The 13586-nt window shown below is 61.5% G+C and carries 11 protein-coding genes; 5 read left to right on the top strand and 6 right to left on the bottom strand.

Annotation, left to right across the window (positions count from 1 at the left end):
* The first annotated feature begins 7 nt into the window (after window positions 1-7).
* Window positions 8-391, top strand: a complete 384-nt coding sequence (gene gcvH, locus B1722_RS09960) for a glycine cleavage system protein GcvH (protein WP_041072090.1) — start codon at window positions 8-10, stop codon at window positions 389-391.
* A gap of 105 nt (window positions 392-496) precedes the next feature.
* Here gcvH and B1722_RS09955 read toward each other — a convergent pair whose 3' ends face one another.
* Complete coding sequence (locus B1722_RS09955) at window positions 497-1636, bottom strand: DegT/DnrJ/EryC1/StrS aminotransferase family protein (protein WP_041072092.1); 1140 nt, start codon at window positions 1634-1636, stop codon at window positions 497-499.
* Window positions 1637-1788: 152 nt separating this feature from the next.
* Here B1722_RS09955 and gcvP point away from each other — a divergent pair, with 152 nt between their 5' ends.
* A complete protein-coding gene (gcvP, locus tag B1722_RS09950; RefSeq protein WP_041072094.1) occupies window positions 1789-4662 on the top strand; it encodes an aminomethyl-transferring glycine dehydrogenase in 2874 nt (957 codons plus the stop codon).
* Window positions 4663-4790: 128 nt separating this feature from the next.
* Here gcvP and B1722_RS09945 read toward each other — a convergent pair whose 3' ends face one another.
* The 3 genes from B1722_RS09945 to B1722_RS09935 all read right to left on the bottom strand — a co-directional run bounded on the left by B1722_RS09945 (window position 4791) and on the right by B1722_RS09935 (window position 7390).
* The gene (locus tag B1722_RS09945; protein WP_169843014.1) at window positions 4791-5111 is read right to left on the bottom strand and encodes a DUF2388 domain-containing protein; all 321 of its coding nucleotides are present in this window, start codon (window positions 5109-5111) and stop codon (window positions 4791-4793) included.
* A gap of 65 nt (window positions 5112-5176) precedes the next feature.
* A complete protein-coding gene (locus B1722_RS09940; RefSeq protein WP_041072096.1) occupies window positions 5177-6961 on the bottom strand; it encodes a GspE/PulE family protein in 1785 nt (594 codons plus the stop codon).
* Between the two features lie 90 nt (window positions 6962-7051).
* Entirely contained in the window at window positions 7052-7390 is a 339-nt protein-coding gene (locus B1722_RS09935; protein WP_041072098.1) for a hypothetical protein, read from the bottom strand.
* Between the two features lie 127 nt (window positions 7391-7517).
* Here B1722_RS09935 and B1722_RS09930 point away from each other — a divergent pair, with 127 nt between their 5' ends.
* Window positions 7518-7982, top strand: coding sequence for an Lrp/AsnC family transcriptional regulator (locus B1722_RS09930; protein WP_027610503.1), 465 nt, complete (start codon window positions 7518-7520; stop codon window positions 7980-7982).
* A 142-nt stretch (window positions 7983-8124) separates the two neighbouring features.
* On the opposite strand, the gene B1722_RS09920 is transcribed toward B1722_RS09930, so the two are convergent.
* Window positions 8125-9495: an inorganic triphosphatase gene (locus B1722_RS09920; RefSeq protein WP_086792346.1), complete on the bottom strand. Its 1371-nt coding sequence runs from the start codon at window positions 9493-9495 to the stop codon at window positions 8125-8127.
* Between the two features lie 155 nt (window positions 9496-9650).
* Here B1722_RS09920 and argE point away from each other — a divergent pair, with 155 nt between their 5' ends.
* Both argE and argA read left to right on the top strand, forming a co-directional pair.
* Window positions 9651-10805 carry an acetylornithine deacetylase gene (gene argE, locus B1722_RS09915; RefSeq protein ID WP_086792555.1) on the top strand — a complete coding sequence of 385 codons (1155 nt, stop codon included), beginning with the start codon at window positions 9651-9653 and terminating at the stop codon, window positions 10803-10805.
* A gap of 267 nt (window positions 10806-11072) precedes the next feature.
* Entirely contained in the window at window positions 11073-12371 is a 1299-nt protein-coding gene (gene argA, locus B1722_RS09910) for an amino-acid N-acetyltransferase (protein ID WP_007967974.1), read from the top strand.
* 133 nt (window positions 12372-12504) lie between these two features.
* Here the strand turns inward: argA and tauA are convergent, their stop codons facing one another.
* Window positions 12505-13494 (bottom strand): taurine ABC transporter substrate-binding protein, encoded by a 990-nt coding sequence (gene tauA / locus B1722_RS09905; RefSeq protein ID WP_086792344.1) that lies wholly within the window; start codon window positions 13492-13494, stop codon window positions 12505-12507.
* Window positions 13495-13586 lie beyond the last annotated feature (92 nt).

Below are 13586 nucleotides of genomic sequence, written 5' to 3'. Positions count from 1 at the left end.
ACCGAGCATGAGCAATATCCCCGCTGAACTGCGTTTTGCCGAAAGTCATGAGTGGGCGCGTCTGGAAGCCGACGGCACCGTTACCGTGGGCATCAGCGATCACGCGCAGGAAGCGCTGGGCGATGTGGTGTTTGTCGAGTTGACTGAAGTGGGCAAGGTGTTTGCTGCTGAGGATCAAGCTGGCGTGGTTGAGTCGGTGAAAGCGGCCTCCGATATCTACTCGCCGATTGCCGGCGAAGTCATCGCCGTCAACGAAGAGCTGAGCGGCTCGCCGGAACTGCTGAACTCCGATCCGTACGGGGCGTGGATCTTCAAGCTCAAGCCAGCCAACGCTGCTGATCTGGACAAGCTGCTGGACGCCGCCGGCTACAAGGCTGCAATCGGCGAATAATCTTCGCCCCTGTAGGAGCTGCCGCAGGCTGCGATCTTTTGACTTTGTTCTTAAAGACAAGATCAAAAGATCGCAGCCTGCGGCAGCTCCTACATTAAGAGCGCTTCAGGGCTTCAATACTGCTTTCACCGCCGCCACCGACCGCTCGACATCTTCCTTGGTCATGGTGTTGAACATCGGCAACGACACAATCAGTCGCCCGACGCGCTCGGCCACCGGCAACATCCCTTCCTTGAAACCGCGCTCGCGGTACAGACTCAGCAAATGAATCGGCGGGTAGTGATAGCCGATGCCGATGCCGTGTGCCTGCATCTGTTCCATGAACGTAGCGCGGGCCGGCAAGCCGTCCTTGCGCTCCGGCAGGACCAGCTGAAACAGGTGCCAGTTGCTGTGAGTGAAATCCGCGGGCGGCAATTGCGCGCCATAGATCGCTTCGAAGTCATCGCCAAAACATTTGAAGTAATGACGGGCCAGTTCCTGACGATGGGCGGTCAGCGCCTCGATATGGGCGAATTGACCCAGACCGATGGTCGCGGCGACGTCGGTCATGTTGAACTTGCCGCCGAGCACATCAACGTCGAGACCGTCGAAGCCGTTGCGGGTCACGCCTTGCAGGCGATATTTCTCCGCCAGCCGCGCTTCTTCCGCAGTATTCAGCACCAGACAGCCGCCCTCGGAACAGGTCACGTTCTTGTTGGCCTGGAAACTGAACGACACGAAGTCGCCAGTGGCGCCGATGCGCTGGCCATTCCAGCTCGAACCCAACGCCTGCGCGGCGTCTTCGACGATGCGCAGATTGTGTTTGTGCGCGATGGCATATAGCCGATCCATGTCCACCGGCAGGCCGGCGAGGTACACCGGAATCAGCGCTTTGGTGCGTGGGGTGATCGCTGCCTCGAGCTTGTCCAGATCAATGTTGCGGGTCACCGGGTCGATATCGGCGAACACCGGAGTGGCGCCGACTTCGAGGATCACGTTGGCGGTGGCGACCCAGGAAATCGGCGTGGTGATCACTTCGTCACCCGGGCCGATACCGGCGATGCGCAGGGCGATTTCCATGGTGCAGGTGCCGGAGTTGAAGGTGCGCACCGGGCGCCCGCCGAAATATTCCGACAACTGCGCTTCAAAGGCCTGGACCTTCGGCCCGCTGGTGATCCAGCCGGAGCGCAGCACATCGCCGACGGCGGCAATCGTGGCTTCATCAATGACAGGTTTGGAAAACGGCAGGAACGGCAGTTGGCTCATGAGGGTTCGATCATCCGAAAGTGGGACGCCTGATGCAGGTGCTACAGCATGCCCCGGAACCCCGCTGCCGCCAAGCCGTGCGCGTCGGTATCGGCTGCTATGCTGGTTTGACCGTGTTGCATTGACGCCGAGCAGCCAAGAGAGAGCCCGTCATGTCCCAGTTGCCATCCTTGAGCCAGTTACGTGACCCCGAAGCCTTCCTGCGCCGCCATTTGGGGCCCGACGCTGCCGAGCAACAGGCGATGCTCGACAGCCTCGGTCTCGGCAGCCGGGTCGAACTGATCGAGCAGACGGTGCCGCCGGGCATTCGGTTGAACCGGGCGCTGGATTTGCCGCCGGCCCTTGATGAGCAAGCGGCGCTGGCCAAGCTGCGCGGTTATGCCGAGCAGAACCAAGTGTGGACCAGCCTGATCGGCATGGGTTACCACGGCACGCTGACGCCCACGGTCATCTTGCGCAATGTGCTGGAAAATCCCGGCTGGTACACCGCCTACACCCCGTATCAACCGGAGATCGCTCAGGGCCGTCTCGAAGCGCTGCTGAATTTTCAGCAACTGACCATCGACCTCACCGGACTGGAGCTTGCCAATGCTTCGTTGCTCGACGAGGCAACGGCTGCGGCGGAGGCCATGGCGCTGGCCAAACGTGTGGCGAAGTCGAAGAGCAATCTGTTTTTCGTCGATGAGAACTGTCATCCACAGACTCTTTCCGTGGTGCAGACCCGCGCCGAAGGCTTCGGCTTTGAGCTGATCATCGACGCTGTGGATAACCTCGGCCAGCATCAGGTATTCGGCGCATTGCTGCAGTATCCCGACACCCACGGCGAGATTCGTGATTTGCGTCCGGTCATCGATCAACTGCACGCGCAGCAGGCGCTGGCCTGCGTGGCCACGGATCTGCTGAGCCTGTTGCTGCTGACGCCACCGGGTGAACTGGGCGCGGATGTGGTGTTCGGTTCGTCCCAGCGCTTTGGCGTACCGATGGGCTACGGTGGCCCGCATGCGGCGTTTTTTGCCAGCCGCGAAGAGTACAAACGAGCGATTCCGGGGCGGATCATCGGCGTGTCGAAAGACGCTCGTGGCAATGTCGCGTTGCGCATGGCCCTGCAAACCCGCGAGCAACATATTCGCCGCGAGAAGGCCAATTCGAACATCTGCACCGCGCAGGTGCTGCTGGCCAACATCGCCAGTTGCTACGCGGTGTATCACGGGCCGCAAGGCTTGAAACGCATCGCCCAGCGCGTGCACCGCTTGACCTGCATCCTGGCGGCGGGCCTTGAGCGCCATGGTATTGCGCGGGTTAACGGGCAGTTTTTCGACACCCTCACGCTGGAGGTTGGCGGCGCGCAGAGCGCGATCATCGACAGCGCCAAGGCTGCGCAGATCAACCTGCGGATTCTCGGCCGTGGTCGAGTCGGGTTGAGTCTTGACGAGACGTGCGATGAAAGCACGGTGGCCAAACTGTTCGACGTGCTGCTCGGTGCCGATCATGGTTTGAACGTCGAGCAACTCGATACAGAAACGTTGGTTTCAGGCATCCCCGACAGCCTCCAGCGCAAGACGCCTTACTTGCGCCATCCGGTGTTCAACGCGCATCACAGCGAAACCGAGATGCTGCGCTACCTCAAGCAACTGGAGAACAAGGATCTGGCGCTCAACCAGTCGATGATCCCGTTGGGTTCCTGCACCATGAAGCTCAACGCCACCAGCGAGATGATCCCCATCACCTGGCCGCAGTTCGCCAACCTGCACCCGTTCGCGCCTCGGGAGCAGGCAGTCGGTTACACCTTGATGATTGAAGAACTGGAGCGCTGGCTGTGCGCGATCACCGGGTTCGATGCGATCTGCATGCAGCCCAACTCCGGGGCTCAGGGCGAGTACGCCGGGCTGCTGGCGATTCGCAAATATCACGAGAGCCGGCATCAGGGCGCGCGGGATATCTGCCTGATCCCGTCCTCGGCCCACGGCACCAACCCGGCCTCGGCGCAGATGGCCGGGATGCGCGTGGTGATCGTCGAATGCGACGAGGCCGGCAACGTCGATCTGGACGACCTGAAAACCAGGGCGGCCGAGGCGGGGGACAAATTGTCGTGCCTGATGGCGACCTATCCGTCGACCCATGGTGTTTACGAGGAGGGCATCAGCGAAATCTGCGAAGTTATCCACCAGCACGGCGGGCAGGTGTACATGGACGGCGCCAATCTGAATGCGCAGGTCGGGCTGGCGCGGCCGGCGGACATCGGCGCCGACGTGTCGCACATGAACCTGCACAAGACGTTCTGCATTCCCCACGGCGGCGGCGGGCCGGGCATGGGGCCGATCGGCATACGCGCGCACCTGGCGCCGTTCGTCGCCAATCATCCGGTCGTGCCGATTGACGGCCCGCTGCCGCAGAACGGCGCGGTCAGCGCGGCGCCGTGGGGCAGTGCGAGCATTTTGCCGATCAGCTGGATGTACATCGCGATGATGGGGCCGCAACTGGCGGATGCCAGTGAGGTGGCGATCCTCGCCGCGAACTATCTGGCGCAGCATTTATCCGGCGCATTTCCGGTGCTGTATACCGGGCGCAACGGGCGGGTGGCCCATGAATGCATTCTCGATCTGCGGCCGTTGAAGGCGCAGACCGGGATCAGCGAAGAAGACGTCGCCAAGCGCCTGATGGACTACGGTTTCCATGCGCCAACCATGTCTTTTCCGGTGCCGGGGACGTTGATGGTCGAGCCGACCGAGAGCGAATCCAAGGCCGAACTGGACCGGTTTATCGGCGCCATGCTGAGCATCCGTGCGGAAATCACCGAAGTGCAGAACGGCAACTGGCCGGCGGAAGACAACCCGCTCAAGCGTGCTCCACATACCCTGGCGGATGTCACCGGAGTCTGGGAGCGGCCTTACAGCATCGAGCAGGGCATCACCCCGGATGCGCACACCAAGGCGCACAAGTATTGGCCGGCGGTGAATCGGGTGGATAACGTTTATGGGGATCGCAATCTGTTTTGTGCTTGCGTCCCGGTGGACGATTACCGCTGAAGAGCAAAAGATCGCAGCCTTCGGCAGCTCCTACACTGATCCCTGTAGGAGCTGCCGAAGGCTGCGATCTTTTGCTTTTTGCTTAAAAAATGCCGCTCGATCGAGCGGCATTTTTGTTGGCGCCTGGCTTACTCGGAGGCCACTGCGTTCTTCGCCAGAATCGCATTCGCCAGTTCCATGTCCGTGGCCTGCAGGCCCGGATTGTCGGCGCGGACTTTCTGCATCGCTGCTTCCAGGTACGGCCCACGGATGCCGCCATCGCTGGCAACGAAGCTGCCGGCATCGTCCTGTGCGGCAACGATCAGCTTGTGATCCTTGAAGGTCAGGTAGGTCGAACCGGTGGTGGCGCCGGACGAAATGACGTTACGCCAAAAGCTGTCGGCCATCGCTGAACCAACGGGAAGGGACAGCAAGGCAAGGGTGGCGACAGCAAGTTTGAGACGCATGATTGAGTGACTCCTGGGGGTTAACTACGGCGTTGGATAACGATTCGCCAATCCGGTTCCGTAGTGGCCTATTTCTGCTCGCTTTGCGGCGTCACCCGCAGCACTTCTTCGAGGGTGGTCAGCCCCGCCGCGACCTTCTGCGCACCCGACAGGCGCAGGCTGCGCATGCCTTCCTTGAAGGCTTGCCGTCGGATGGCGGTAAGGTCGGTGTCCGGGGTGATGAGGGTTTTGAGGCTGTCGCTCAGTTGCATGATTTCGTAAACCCCGGCGCGCCCGCGATAACCGGTGTCGCGGCACTCCAGGCAGCCGATCGCCCGTTGCGCATTGCCCGGCAGCGGCGCCTGCCAGGGGCGGGTTAGTGTCTGCCAGTCCTCCTCTTCCAGCGTCAGCGGCGCCTTGCAGTGCGGGCACAAGGTACGCACCAGACGCTGGGCCATGACCCCGAGCACCGTGGCCTTGATCAGGTAGTGCGGCACGCCGAGTTCGAGTAACCGGCTGATAGCGCTGGGGGCATCGTTGGTGTGCAGGGTCGACAGCACCAGGTGGCCGGTGAGCGCCGCCTGAATCGCCATTTCCGCGGTTTCCAGGTCGCGAATCTCGCCGATCATGATGATGTCCGGGTCCTGTCGCATCAACGCACGCACCCCAGCGGCGAAACTCAGCTCGATGTTGTGCTGCACCTGCATCTGATTGAAGGCCGGCTCGACCATTTCGATCGGGTCTTCGATGGTGCAGAGGTTGATCTCCGGCGTCGCCAGTTTCTTCAGCGTGGTGTAGAGCGTGGTGGTCTTGCCCGAACCGGTCGGCCCGGTGACCAGGATGATGCCGTTGGGCTGGCGGGTCATGTCCTGCCAGCGGCGCAGGTCATCGGCGGAAAAGCCCAACTGATCGAAGTCCTTGAGCAGCACTTCCGGGTCAAAAATCCGCATGACCATTTTTTCGCCAAACGCGGTGGGTAGCGTTGAAAGCCGCAACTCGACTTCGCCACCGTCCGGGGTTTTGGTTTTGACCCGGCCGTCCTGGGGTTTGCGCTTCTCGGCGACGTTCATCCGCCCGAGGCTTTTCAGGCGGCTGACGATCGCCATGGTCACTTGCGGCGGGAATTGATAGACGTTGTGCAGCACGCCGTCGATGCGGAAACGCACGGTGCCCTGTTCGCGGCGCGGTTCGATGTGGATATCGCTGGCGCGCTGCTGGAAGGCGTACTGGAACAGCCAGTCGACGATGTTGACGATGTGCGCATCGTTGGCGTCCGGCTCCTGATCGCTGGCGCCGAGGTTGAGCAGTTGTTCGAAGTTGCCGAGGTTGCCGCTTTGCTGATCGGCATTGCTGGCGCCGCTGACCGATTTGGCCAGGCGGAAGAACTCGACGCTGAAGCGCTGGATGTCCACCGGGTTAGCGACCACCCGTTTGATCGGCAGCTTCAGCACGTGAGTCAGGTCGGCTTCCCAAGCGGTGACGTAGGGCTGGGCACTGGCCACGACCACGGCGTCGCGGTCGACCGCCACCGCAAGAATCCTGTGCCGCTGGGCAAAGGCGTAGGACATCAGCGGGGTGATGGCGGCGACGTTGATCTTCAACGGGTCGATGCGCATGTACGGTTGGCCGGCCTGCTGCGCCAGCCACAGGGTCAGGCTTTCCAGATCCAGATGTTTACCCGGACGGCTGAGGTCATCCAGTTGCTGGCTGGCGATGAACTCCAGCGGATGTTGCTGGCCGTGGGTCGCATGGCGGCGCCGGGCGTTGAGCGCCTGCTCCGCCGAGTCCTGGCTGATAAAGCCTTGGGCGACCAGCTCACGCAACACATCGTTGAGATCCAGCCAGCGGTCCTGAGTGGCGAGTTGAACGGACATGCGGGCTCCTTTTGAACGACTGTGCGCAAAGGATAGTCGTGGCCCCGCAGACCGTTGGGCCACTACCCGACAAAGCCGTTGCCGGATTTTTCAGCCAACCGCTTGCGCGGGCGTATCCCACGCCGCGTCGGCGTTTTGCAGGTTGACCGAGCAGACGCTGATCAGGTTACGAAGTTTTTCCGCAATCACCTGGGCGCGATGCCAGCTCAGACCATCAATGACGATATCGATCGACAGCAGATCGTCGAGCCGCTCGACGTGGACCTGTTGCGGCGTGAGGAATTGCAGCGCAAACAAATTCAGCACCCGCACCAACAGATCCGGCTCGGCTTCGGCGAGGATCTGATACTGCGCCAGGCAATGGCTGTTGTTGACGTTCCAGACATCGGCCCGGGTTGGAGCGGTATTCACGGCTTCGAGGTGCGGCATGGCGAGTCTCCAAAAAACACTGGAGAAATTTTTACATTCGGTGCCGGGCATTTCTTGGCTAAGATCGATGTTATTGGCGAATGATCGACCGGTTTGATTCGCATGAATTCATATTTGAGGTTTTTCTATGCACAGCGAGCTGGACAGCTACGACCGCAGGATTCTCGCCCTGCTGCAAGAGGACGCTTCCTTGTCCAGCGCACAGATCGCCGAGCAGGTGGGCCTGTCGCAGTCACCGTGCTGGCGGCGCATTCAGCGGATGAAGGAGGAGGGCATCATTCGCGGTCAGGTGACCTTGCTTGATCGCAAGAAGATCGGCCTGAACACGCAGATCTTCGCCGAGATCAAGCTCAACGCCCACGGGCGTTCGAACTTTACCGAATTCACCGAGGCGATTCGCGGTTTTCCGGAAGTGCTGGAGTGTTATGTGTTGATGGGCGCGGTGGACTTTCTGTTGCGCATTGTCGCGGCGGACATCGAGGCGTATGAGCGATTCTTCTTCGAAAAGCTGTCGCTGGTGCCGGGGATCCAGGAAGTGAATTCGATTGTGGCGCTGTCGGAGATCAAGTCCACCACCAGCCTGCCGGTCTAGCGCGGATGGCCTTTGTGGCGAGGGAGCTTGCTCCCGCTGGGCTGCGAAGCGGCCCCAAAATCCGCAATTGCAGGAATTGGGAGTCCATCGGCCTCCAGCGGGAGCAAGCTCCCTCGCCACAGTTTTCAGGTATTGCTGAGCATCACATGCGCAGCAGCATTTTCCACGCACGATTCTGATAAACCGCAATCGCCTGCTGCTTGCGCGCATCGAGCAGTTCGTCAGTGATGGTCGGTTCGTTGGCCAGTTGCGCCAGTTTGTTCAGCTCGCCGTACAGGCGATCCATTTCCGCAATCTCCAGCACGTTGCGCGCGTGGTGCAGCCAGACCTGGATGCGCTCGATGCGCGGCAGTTGCTCGGCCAGATCTTCCGGTTGCTGCTGATAGCGCTGCAATTGCAGGGACGTGGCTTCCTCGCCCAGCAGGCGCGGCAGCCAGCTGTGCAGTTGCGCGGCGCCTTGGCGGTTGCCGCGGGTGTTGCGCTCGGCGGTCCAGGCGCGGGCCAGCAGCCAGCGTGATGCGGTCAGCGAGAACAGGCCCCAGCGCGGGTCTTCCAGTTCTTCGAGGAATTGCTCCGGCGCCGCCTTGCGCACGTCTTCGTCTTCGATGCCGACCTGAACCAGCGGGCGCCAGTCTTCGAGCAATGCGTCCAGCGCCACGCGCAGGTCGTGAGTGGCCGGACGCGGTGCCGCCTGGCCGAGGCTGCTGAGCAGGGCGCGCATTTCCGCGAGGTTCTCGACCCAGTCCTGAAGTAGGCGCCAGTGGCCATTGAAGCGATATTGTTCGGCCAGACGCTGGCTGCTGCCGAGCAAGTGCCAGGCTAGAGCGGCAAAGGCGTCATCGAGTTGGGTTTCCGGGGTCAGTTGCGGCGCCGGCAGGCTCAGCGAGTAGCTGTTGGCGTCGTACAGACGGTAGCCGCGCTCGGCCTTGCTGATGTCGCACGGCATCAGGGCCAGGGTTTCGGCCAGTTCGGCGGCCAGTTCCAGCAGTGCGGCCGGCTCGCCTTCGCGCAGCTCCAGTTCCAGCTCGCAGATTTCTTCTTTCTGTTTGCCGACCACCACGTGACCGAGGTCCAGCGCAGCTTCGATGACCACTTTGGCCTTGCCGCGGCCCCAGGCGATTTCCGCACGCTCGCGGACGAAATCGGTGGTGAAGATCGGTTTCAGGGTTTTCTTGTCCAGCTCGGCCAGCGACTCGGGCCAGCATTCGCCGTCGAGTTTCTTCACGTCGAGCTTGGCTTTGGGCAACTTCCAGTCGTACTCGTTACGCTCGGACAGACCGGCAACGCTCTGGCCGCGGGTCTTGAGGGTCTGAATCACTTCGTCACCGTCCTTGCGCAGGCGCAGGGCGACTTTGGCTTGGGCCAGGTCGCGCTCGGGGGTGTCGAAGTACTGGTTCATCAACTCACGGCGTTCCCAGCCATTTTTGTTGCGTTTTTTCAGTAGCGGGTGCTCGCGCAGGGCAGCGAGGGTTTCGCGGCTGACGCGGAGTTTGATTTCGGTTTCTTTCTGCATGGCCGGAAAATCCAGGATCGGGAGCGCAGCCGGGGGAATGTGTGGCTGCCAAGGCCGTGCAGTGTACAGGACTCAAACTTCCTACGCCCTGCGGCGGTTTATTCCTGGCGCCGGATGGCTCTATGATGGACTTCAAATCGGAGTTGGAGTCAGCGATGCCTTTGCCGTCCATGCAAGACCAGTTCGCTGCACTGATCGCCGCACCGTCGGTCAGTTGCACCCAACCGGGCCTGGATCAGTCCAACCGGGCGGTGATCGATTTGCTCGCCGGATGGCTGGGTGATCTGGGCTTCAGCTGCGATATCCAGCAGGTCAGCCCCGGCAAATTCAACCTGCTCGCCAGTTACGGCAGCGGCCCCGGCGGTCTGGTGCTGGCCGGGCACAGCGATACCGTGCCTTATGACGATGCGCTGTGGCAGACCGATCCGCTGAAGCTTACCGAAGTTGACGGCCGCTGGGTCGGGCTGGGCAGTTGCGACATGAAGGGCTTTTTCGCGCTGATCATCGAGGCCGTGCAGCCGCTGCTCGACCAACCGTTCAAGCAACCGCTGCTGATTCTCGCCACCTGTGATGAAGAAAGTTCGATGTCCGGTGCTCGTGCGCTGGCCGAGGCCGGCAAGCCGCTGGGCCGTGCGGCGGTGATCGGCGAGCCGACCGGGCTCAAGCCGATCCGCATGCACAAGGGCATCATGATGGAGCGCATCGATATCCTCGGGCAGAGCGGCCATTCGTCGGATCCGCGTCTGGGCCACAGCGCCCTCGAGGCGATGCACGATGCCATCGGCGAGCTGCGCGGTTTGCGCCTGCTGTGGCAGCGTGAATTCAACAATCCGCAGTTCAGCGTGCCGCAACCGACGATGAACTTCGGCTGTATTCATGGCGGAGATAACCCCAACCGCATCTGCGGCCAGTGTTCGCTGGAGTTCGACCTGCGCCCGCTGCCGGGCATGGACCCGAAAGTCCTGCGCGCGGAAATCCTGCGCAAGCTCAACCCGGTGGCTGAGCGGCATCAGGTGAAGATCGATTACAAACCGTTGTTCCCGGAAGTGCCGCCGTTCGAACAGGCCGAAGACGCCGAATTGGTGCGCATCGCAGAAAAGCTCACCGGCCATCGTGCTGAAGCAGTGGCGTTTGGCACCGAAGCGCCTTATCTTCAGCGCCTTGGCTGCGAAACCATCGTGCTCGGCCCCGGCGACATCGCCTGTGCCCACCAGCCCGGCGAATACCTCGAAATGTCACGTTTGCAGCCTACCGTGCACCTATTGCGGCAGTTGATTGAACATTACTGCCTGACAGCTGACGAACGATGATCAACCCCTGTGGGAGCGAGCCTGCTCGCGAAAGCGCCATTCCAGACACCTCAATGTCGACAGATATACCGCTTTCGCGAGCAGGCTCGCTCCCACAGGAGGTATGTGTTTTATCTGATCAAACGCTGTAAATTGCCAGCATCCCAACCCGTATTCATGAGGAGAGCGCGCGTGTCGCCAAGCCTGTTCCGACGATAACCATCAGCCCGCTGTGCGTTTTCCGTTTCGCCCTTTTTTCCGGCTGCTATTTATTACAGGCCCAGGTTCATGCCCGAATACGTCAATTGGCTTCGTCACGCGTCCCCTTACATCAACGCTCACCGCGACTGCACGTTCGTCGTCATGCTGCCCGGCGACGGCGTGGAGCATCCGAACTTCGGCAACATCGTCCACGACCTGGTGCTGTTGCACAGCCTCGGCGTGCGCCTGGTGCTGGTCCACGGTTCGCGCCCGCAGATTGAAACCCGCCTCGCTGCGCGCGGCCTGACCCCGCACTACCACCACGGCATGCGCATCACTGATGCGGCGACGCTGGAGTGCGTGATCGACGCGGTCGGTCAGCTGCGCATCGCTATCGAAGCACGGCTGTCGATGGACATGGCCTCGTCGCCGATGCAGGGCTCGCGTCTGCGGGTGGCCAGCGGCAACCTCGTGACCGCGCGGCCGATCGGCGTGCTCGAAGGCGTCGACTATCACCACACCGGCGAAGTGCGTCGGGTCGACCGCAAAGGCATCAATCGTCTGCTCGACGAGCGTTCGATCGTGCTGCTGTCGCCGCTGGGCTACTCGCCGACCGGGGAAATCTTCAACCTCGCCTGCGAAGACGTCGCCACCCGCGCTGCCATCGACCTCGGTGCCGACAAACTGTTGCTGTTCGGCGCTGACCTCGGTCTGATCGACGAAAACGGCAAACTGGTGCGCGAACTGCGGCCACAACAGGTGCCTGCGCATCTGGCGCGTCTGGGCAACAACTATCAGGCCGAACTGCTGGATGCCGCCGCCGAGGCTTGCCGTGGCGGTGTCGCGCGCAGCCATATCGTTAGCTACGCCGAAGACGGCGCGCTGCTGACCGAACTGTTCACCCGCGATGGTGGCGGTACGCTGGTGGCTCAGGAGCAATTCGAATTGGTGCGCGAGGCGGCGATTGAAGACGTCGGCGGTTTGCTCGACCTGATCAGCCCGCTGGAAGAACAGGGGATTCTGGTGCGTCGCTCGCGTGAAGTGCTGGAGCGCGAGATCGAGCAGTTCAGTGTGGTTGAGCGTGAAGGGATGATCATTGCCTGTGCGGCGCTGTACCAGATTGCCGATTCGGACGCCGGTGAGCTGGCGTGCCTGGCGGTGAATCCGGAGTACCGCCATGGTGGTCGCGGCGATGAACTGCTGGAGCGCATCGAGACCCGTGCCCGGGCGCAAGGGTTGAAAACCCTGTTCGTCCTCACCACCCGTACCGCGCACTGGTTCCGCGAACGTGGCTTCGAGCCTAGCAGCGTCGAGCGCCTGCCGGCGGCGCGGGCGTCGCTGTACAACTATCAGCGCAATTCGAAGATCTTCGAAAAGACTCTCTGAAGATTAGCGGGTGATTCTTGTGGTGAGGGAGCTTGCTCCCGCTGGGCTGCGAAGCGACCCAAACCGGTGTTTGCCGGAATTGGGAGTCCTTCGGCCTCCAGCGGGAGCAAGCTCCCTCGCCACCTATGTATCTTTATTCGGTTACAAACTTCGCGCTGACGTACGGCGAATAATCCGGCAGCACCGTCTCGACCTTGCCCTGTTCCTTCAAAAACTTCGCCGTCTCACCTATCGCCTTGGCCGTGCCGCCATCCAGCAGTGAGGTGGTTTGCTGCGCCTTGGCATCCGGGAAGGCCGAACCGGCCAGCAGCTCCGGCACGTCGGCCGCATTGGCACCGGTCAATTTGGCGATTTTCTGCACCGGCGCCGAGTCCGCCGTCCAGCTGTCTTTATGGCTGGCGTAATCGGCAAATGCGTCTAGAGTGACCTTGGCAAACTTGGCCACCACCTCAGGATGCTTCTCGGCGTAGTCCTTGCGCGCGACCCAGACTTCGAAGGTCGGTGCGCCCCATTGGCCGACTTGTGCGGCATCGGTCAGGGTCTTGCCGGTCTTGCGGATTTCCCCCAGCGCCGGCGACCAGACAAACGCGCCGTCGATGTCCCCACGCTTCCACGCCGCTGCGATTTCTGCGGGCTGCAGGTTCACCACTTTGACTTTCGAGGTGTCCAGGCCCCAGTGCTTGAGTGCGCCGAGCAAGCTGTAGTGGGAGGTGGAAACGAAAGGCGTGGCGATGGTCTTGCCGACCAGGTCCTGCGGGGTATTGATCCCGCTGCCATTGCGCACCACCAGCGCCTCGGCGGCGTTGATCTGCGCTGAAACAATGAAAGCGACGATCGGCAGATTGCGAGAAGCGGCCGCTGCCAGAGGGCTGGAGCCAAGGTTGCCGATCTGTACGTCGCCCGATGCAAGGGCTGTCACAACTTCCGGGCCGCTATTGAAGCGACGCCAGTCGATTTTCTCGCCGATGATCTTCTCGTAGACGCCGTCGGCCTGAGGGACTTTGCTCGGGTCGATACCGGTTTGATAGCCAACGGTGAGGTTGGCGGCATGGACGGAAAAAGAAATCAGCGCTGATACACAAACTGTAACAAATTGACTAGATAGTGCGCGTTTGGCCATCATGGCGTCGCCTTTTCGATAGGGTTTGACGAATCGGGGTTGCGCCAAAGCTAATCGATATAAAAAAAGGCTAACAAATACCATTTAGGAATGAG

The sequence above is a fragment of the Pseudomonas sp. SCPG-7 genome, from assembly GCF_002156405.1.
Classification (GTDB): Bacteria; Pseudomonadota; Gammaproteobacteria; order Pseudomonadales; family Pseudomonadaceae; genus Aquipseudomonas; species Aquipseudomonas parakoreensis.
The sequence above is the reverse complement of the archived record's forward strand: the minus strand, read 5'-3'. Positions and strand labels throughout refer to the sequence as shown.

Bases quoted from the DNA above. Each gene is read 5' to 3' on its own strand.
- B1722_RS09920 (WP_086792346.1), bottom strand. From the start codon at position 9,495: ATGCAGAAAGAAACCGAAATCAAACTCCGCGTCAGCCGCGAAACCCTC.
- B1722_RS09955 (WP_041072092.1), bottom strand. From the start codon at position 1,636: ATGAGCCAACTGCCGTTCCTGCCGTTTTCCAAACCTGTCATTGATGAA.
- B1722_RS09935 (WP_041072098.1), bottom strand. From the start codon at position 7,390: ATGCCGCACCTCGAAGCCGTGAATACCGCTCCAACCCGGGCCGATGTC.
- B1722_RS09930 (WP_027610503.1), top strand. From the start codon at position 7,518: ATGCACAGCGAGCTGGACAGCTACGACCGCAGGATTCTCGCCCTGCTG.
- B1722_RS09940 (WP_041072096.1), bottom strand. From the start codon at position 6,961: ATGTCCGTTCAACTCGCCACTCAGGACCGCTGGCTGGATCTCAACGAT.
- argE (WP_086792555.1), top strand. From the start codon at position 9,651: ATGCCTTTGCCGTCCATGCAAGACCAGTTCGCTGCACTGATCGCCGCA.
- gcvP (WP_041072094.1), top strand. From the start codon at position 1,789: ATGTCCCAGTTGCCATCCTTGAGCCAGTTACGTGACCCCGAAGCCTTC.
- argA (WP_007967974.1), top strand. From the start codon at position 11,073: ATGCCCGAATACGTCAATTGGCTTCGTCACGCGTCCCCTTACATCAAC.
- gcvH (WP_041072090.1), top strand. From the start codon at position 8: ATGAGCAATATCCCCGCTGAACTGCGTTTTGCCGAAAGTCATGAGTGG.
- tauA (WP_086792344.1), bottom strand. From the start codon at position 13,494: ATGATGGCCAAACGCGCACTATCTAGTCAATTTGTTACAGTTTGTGTA.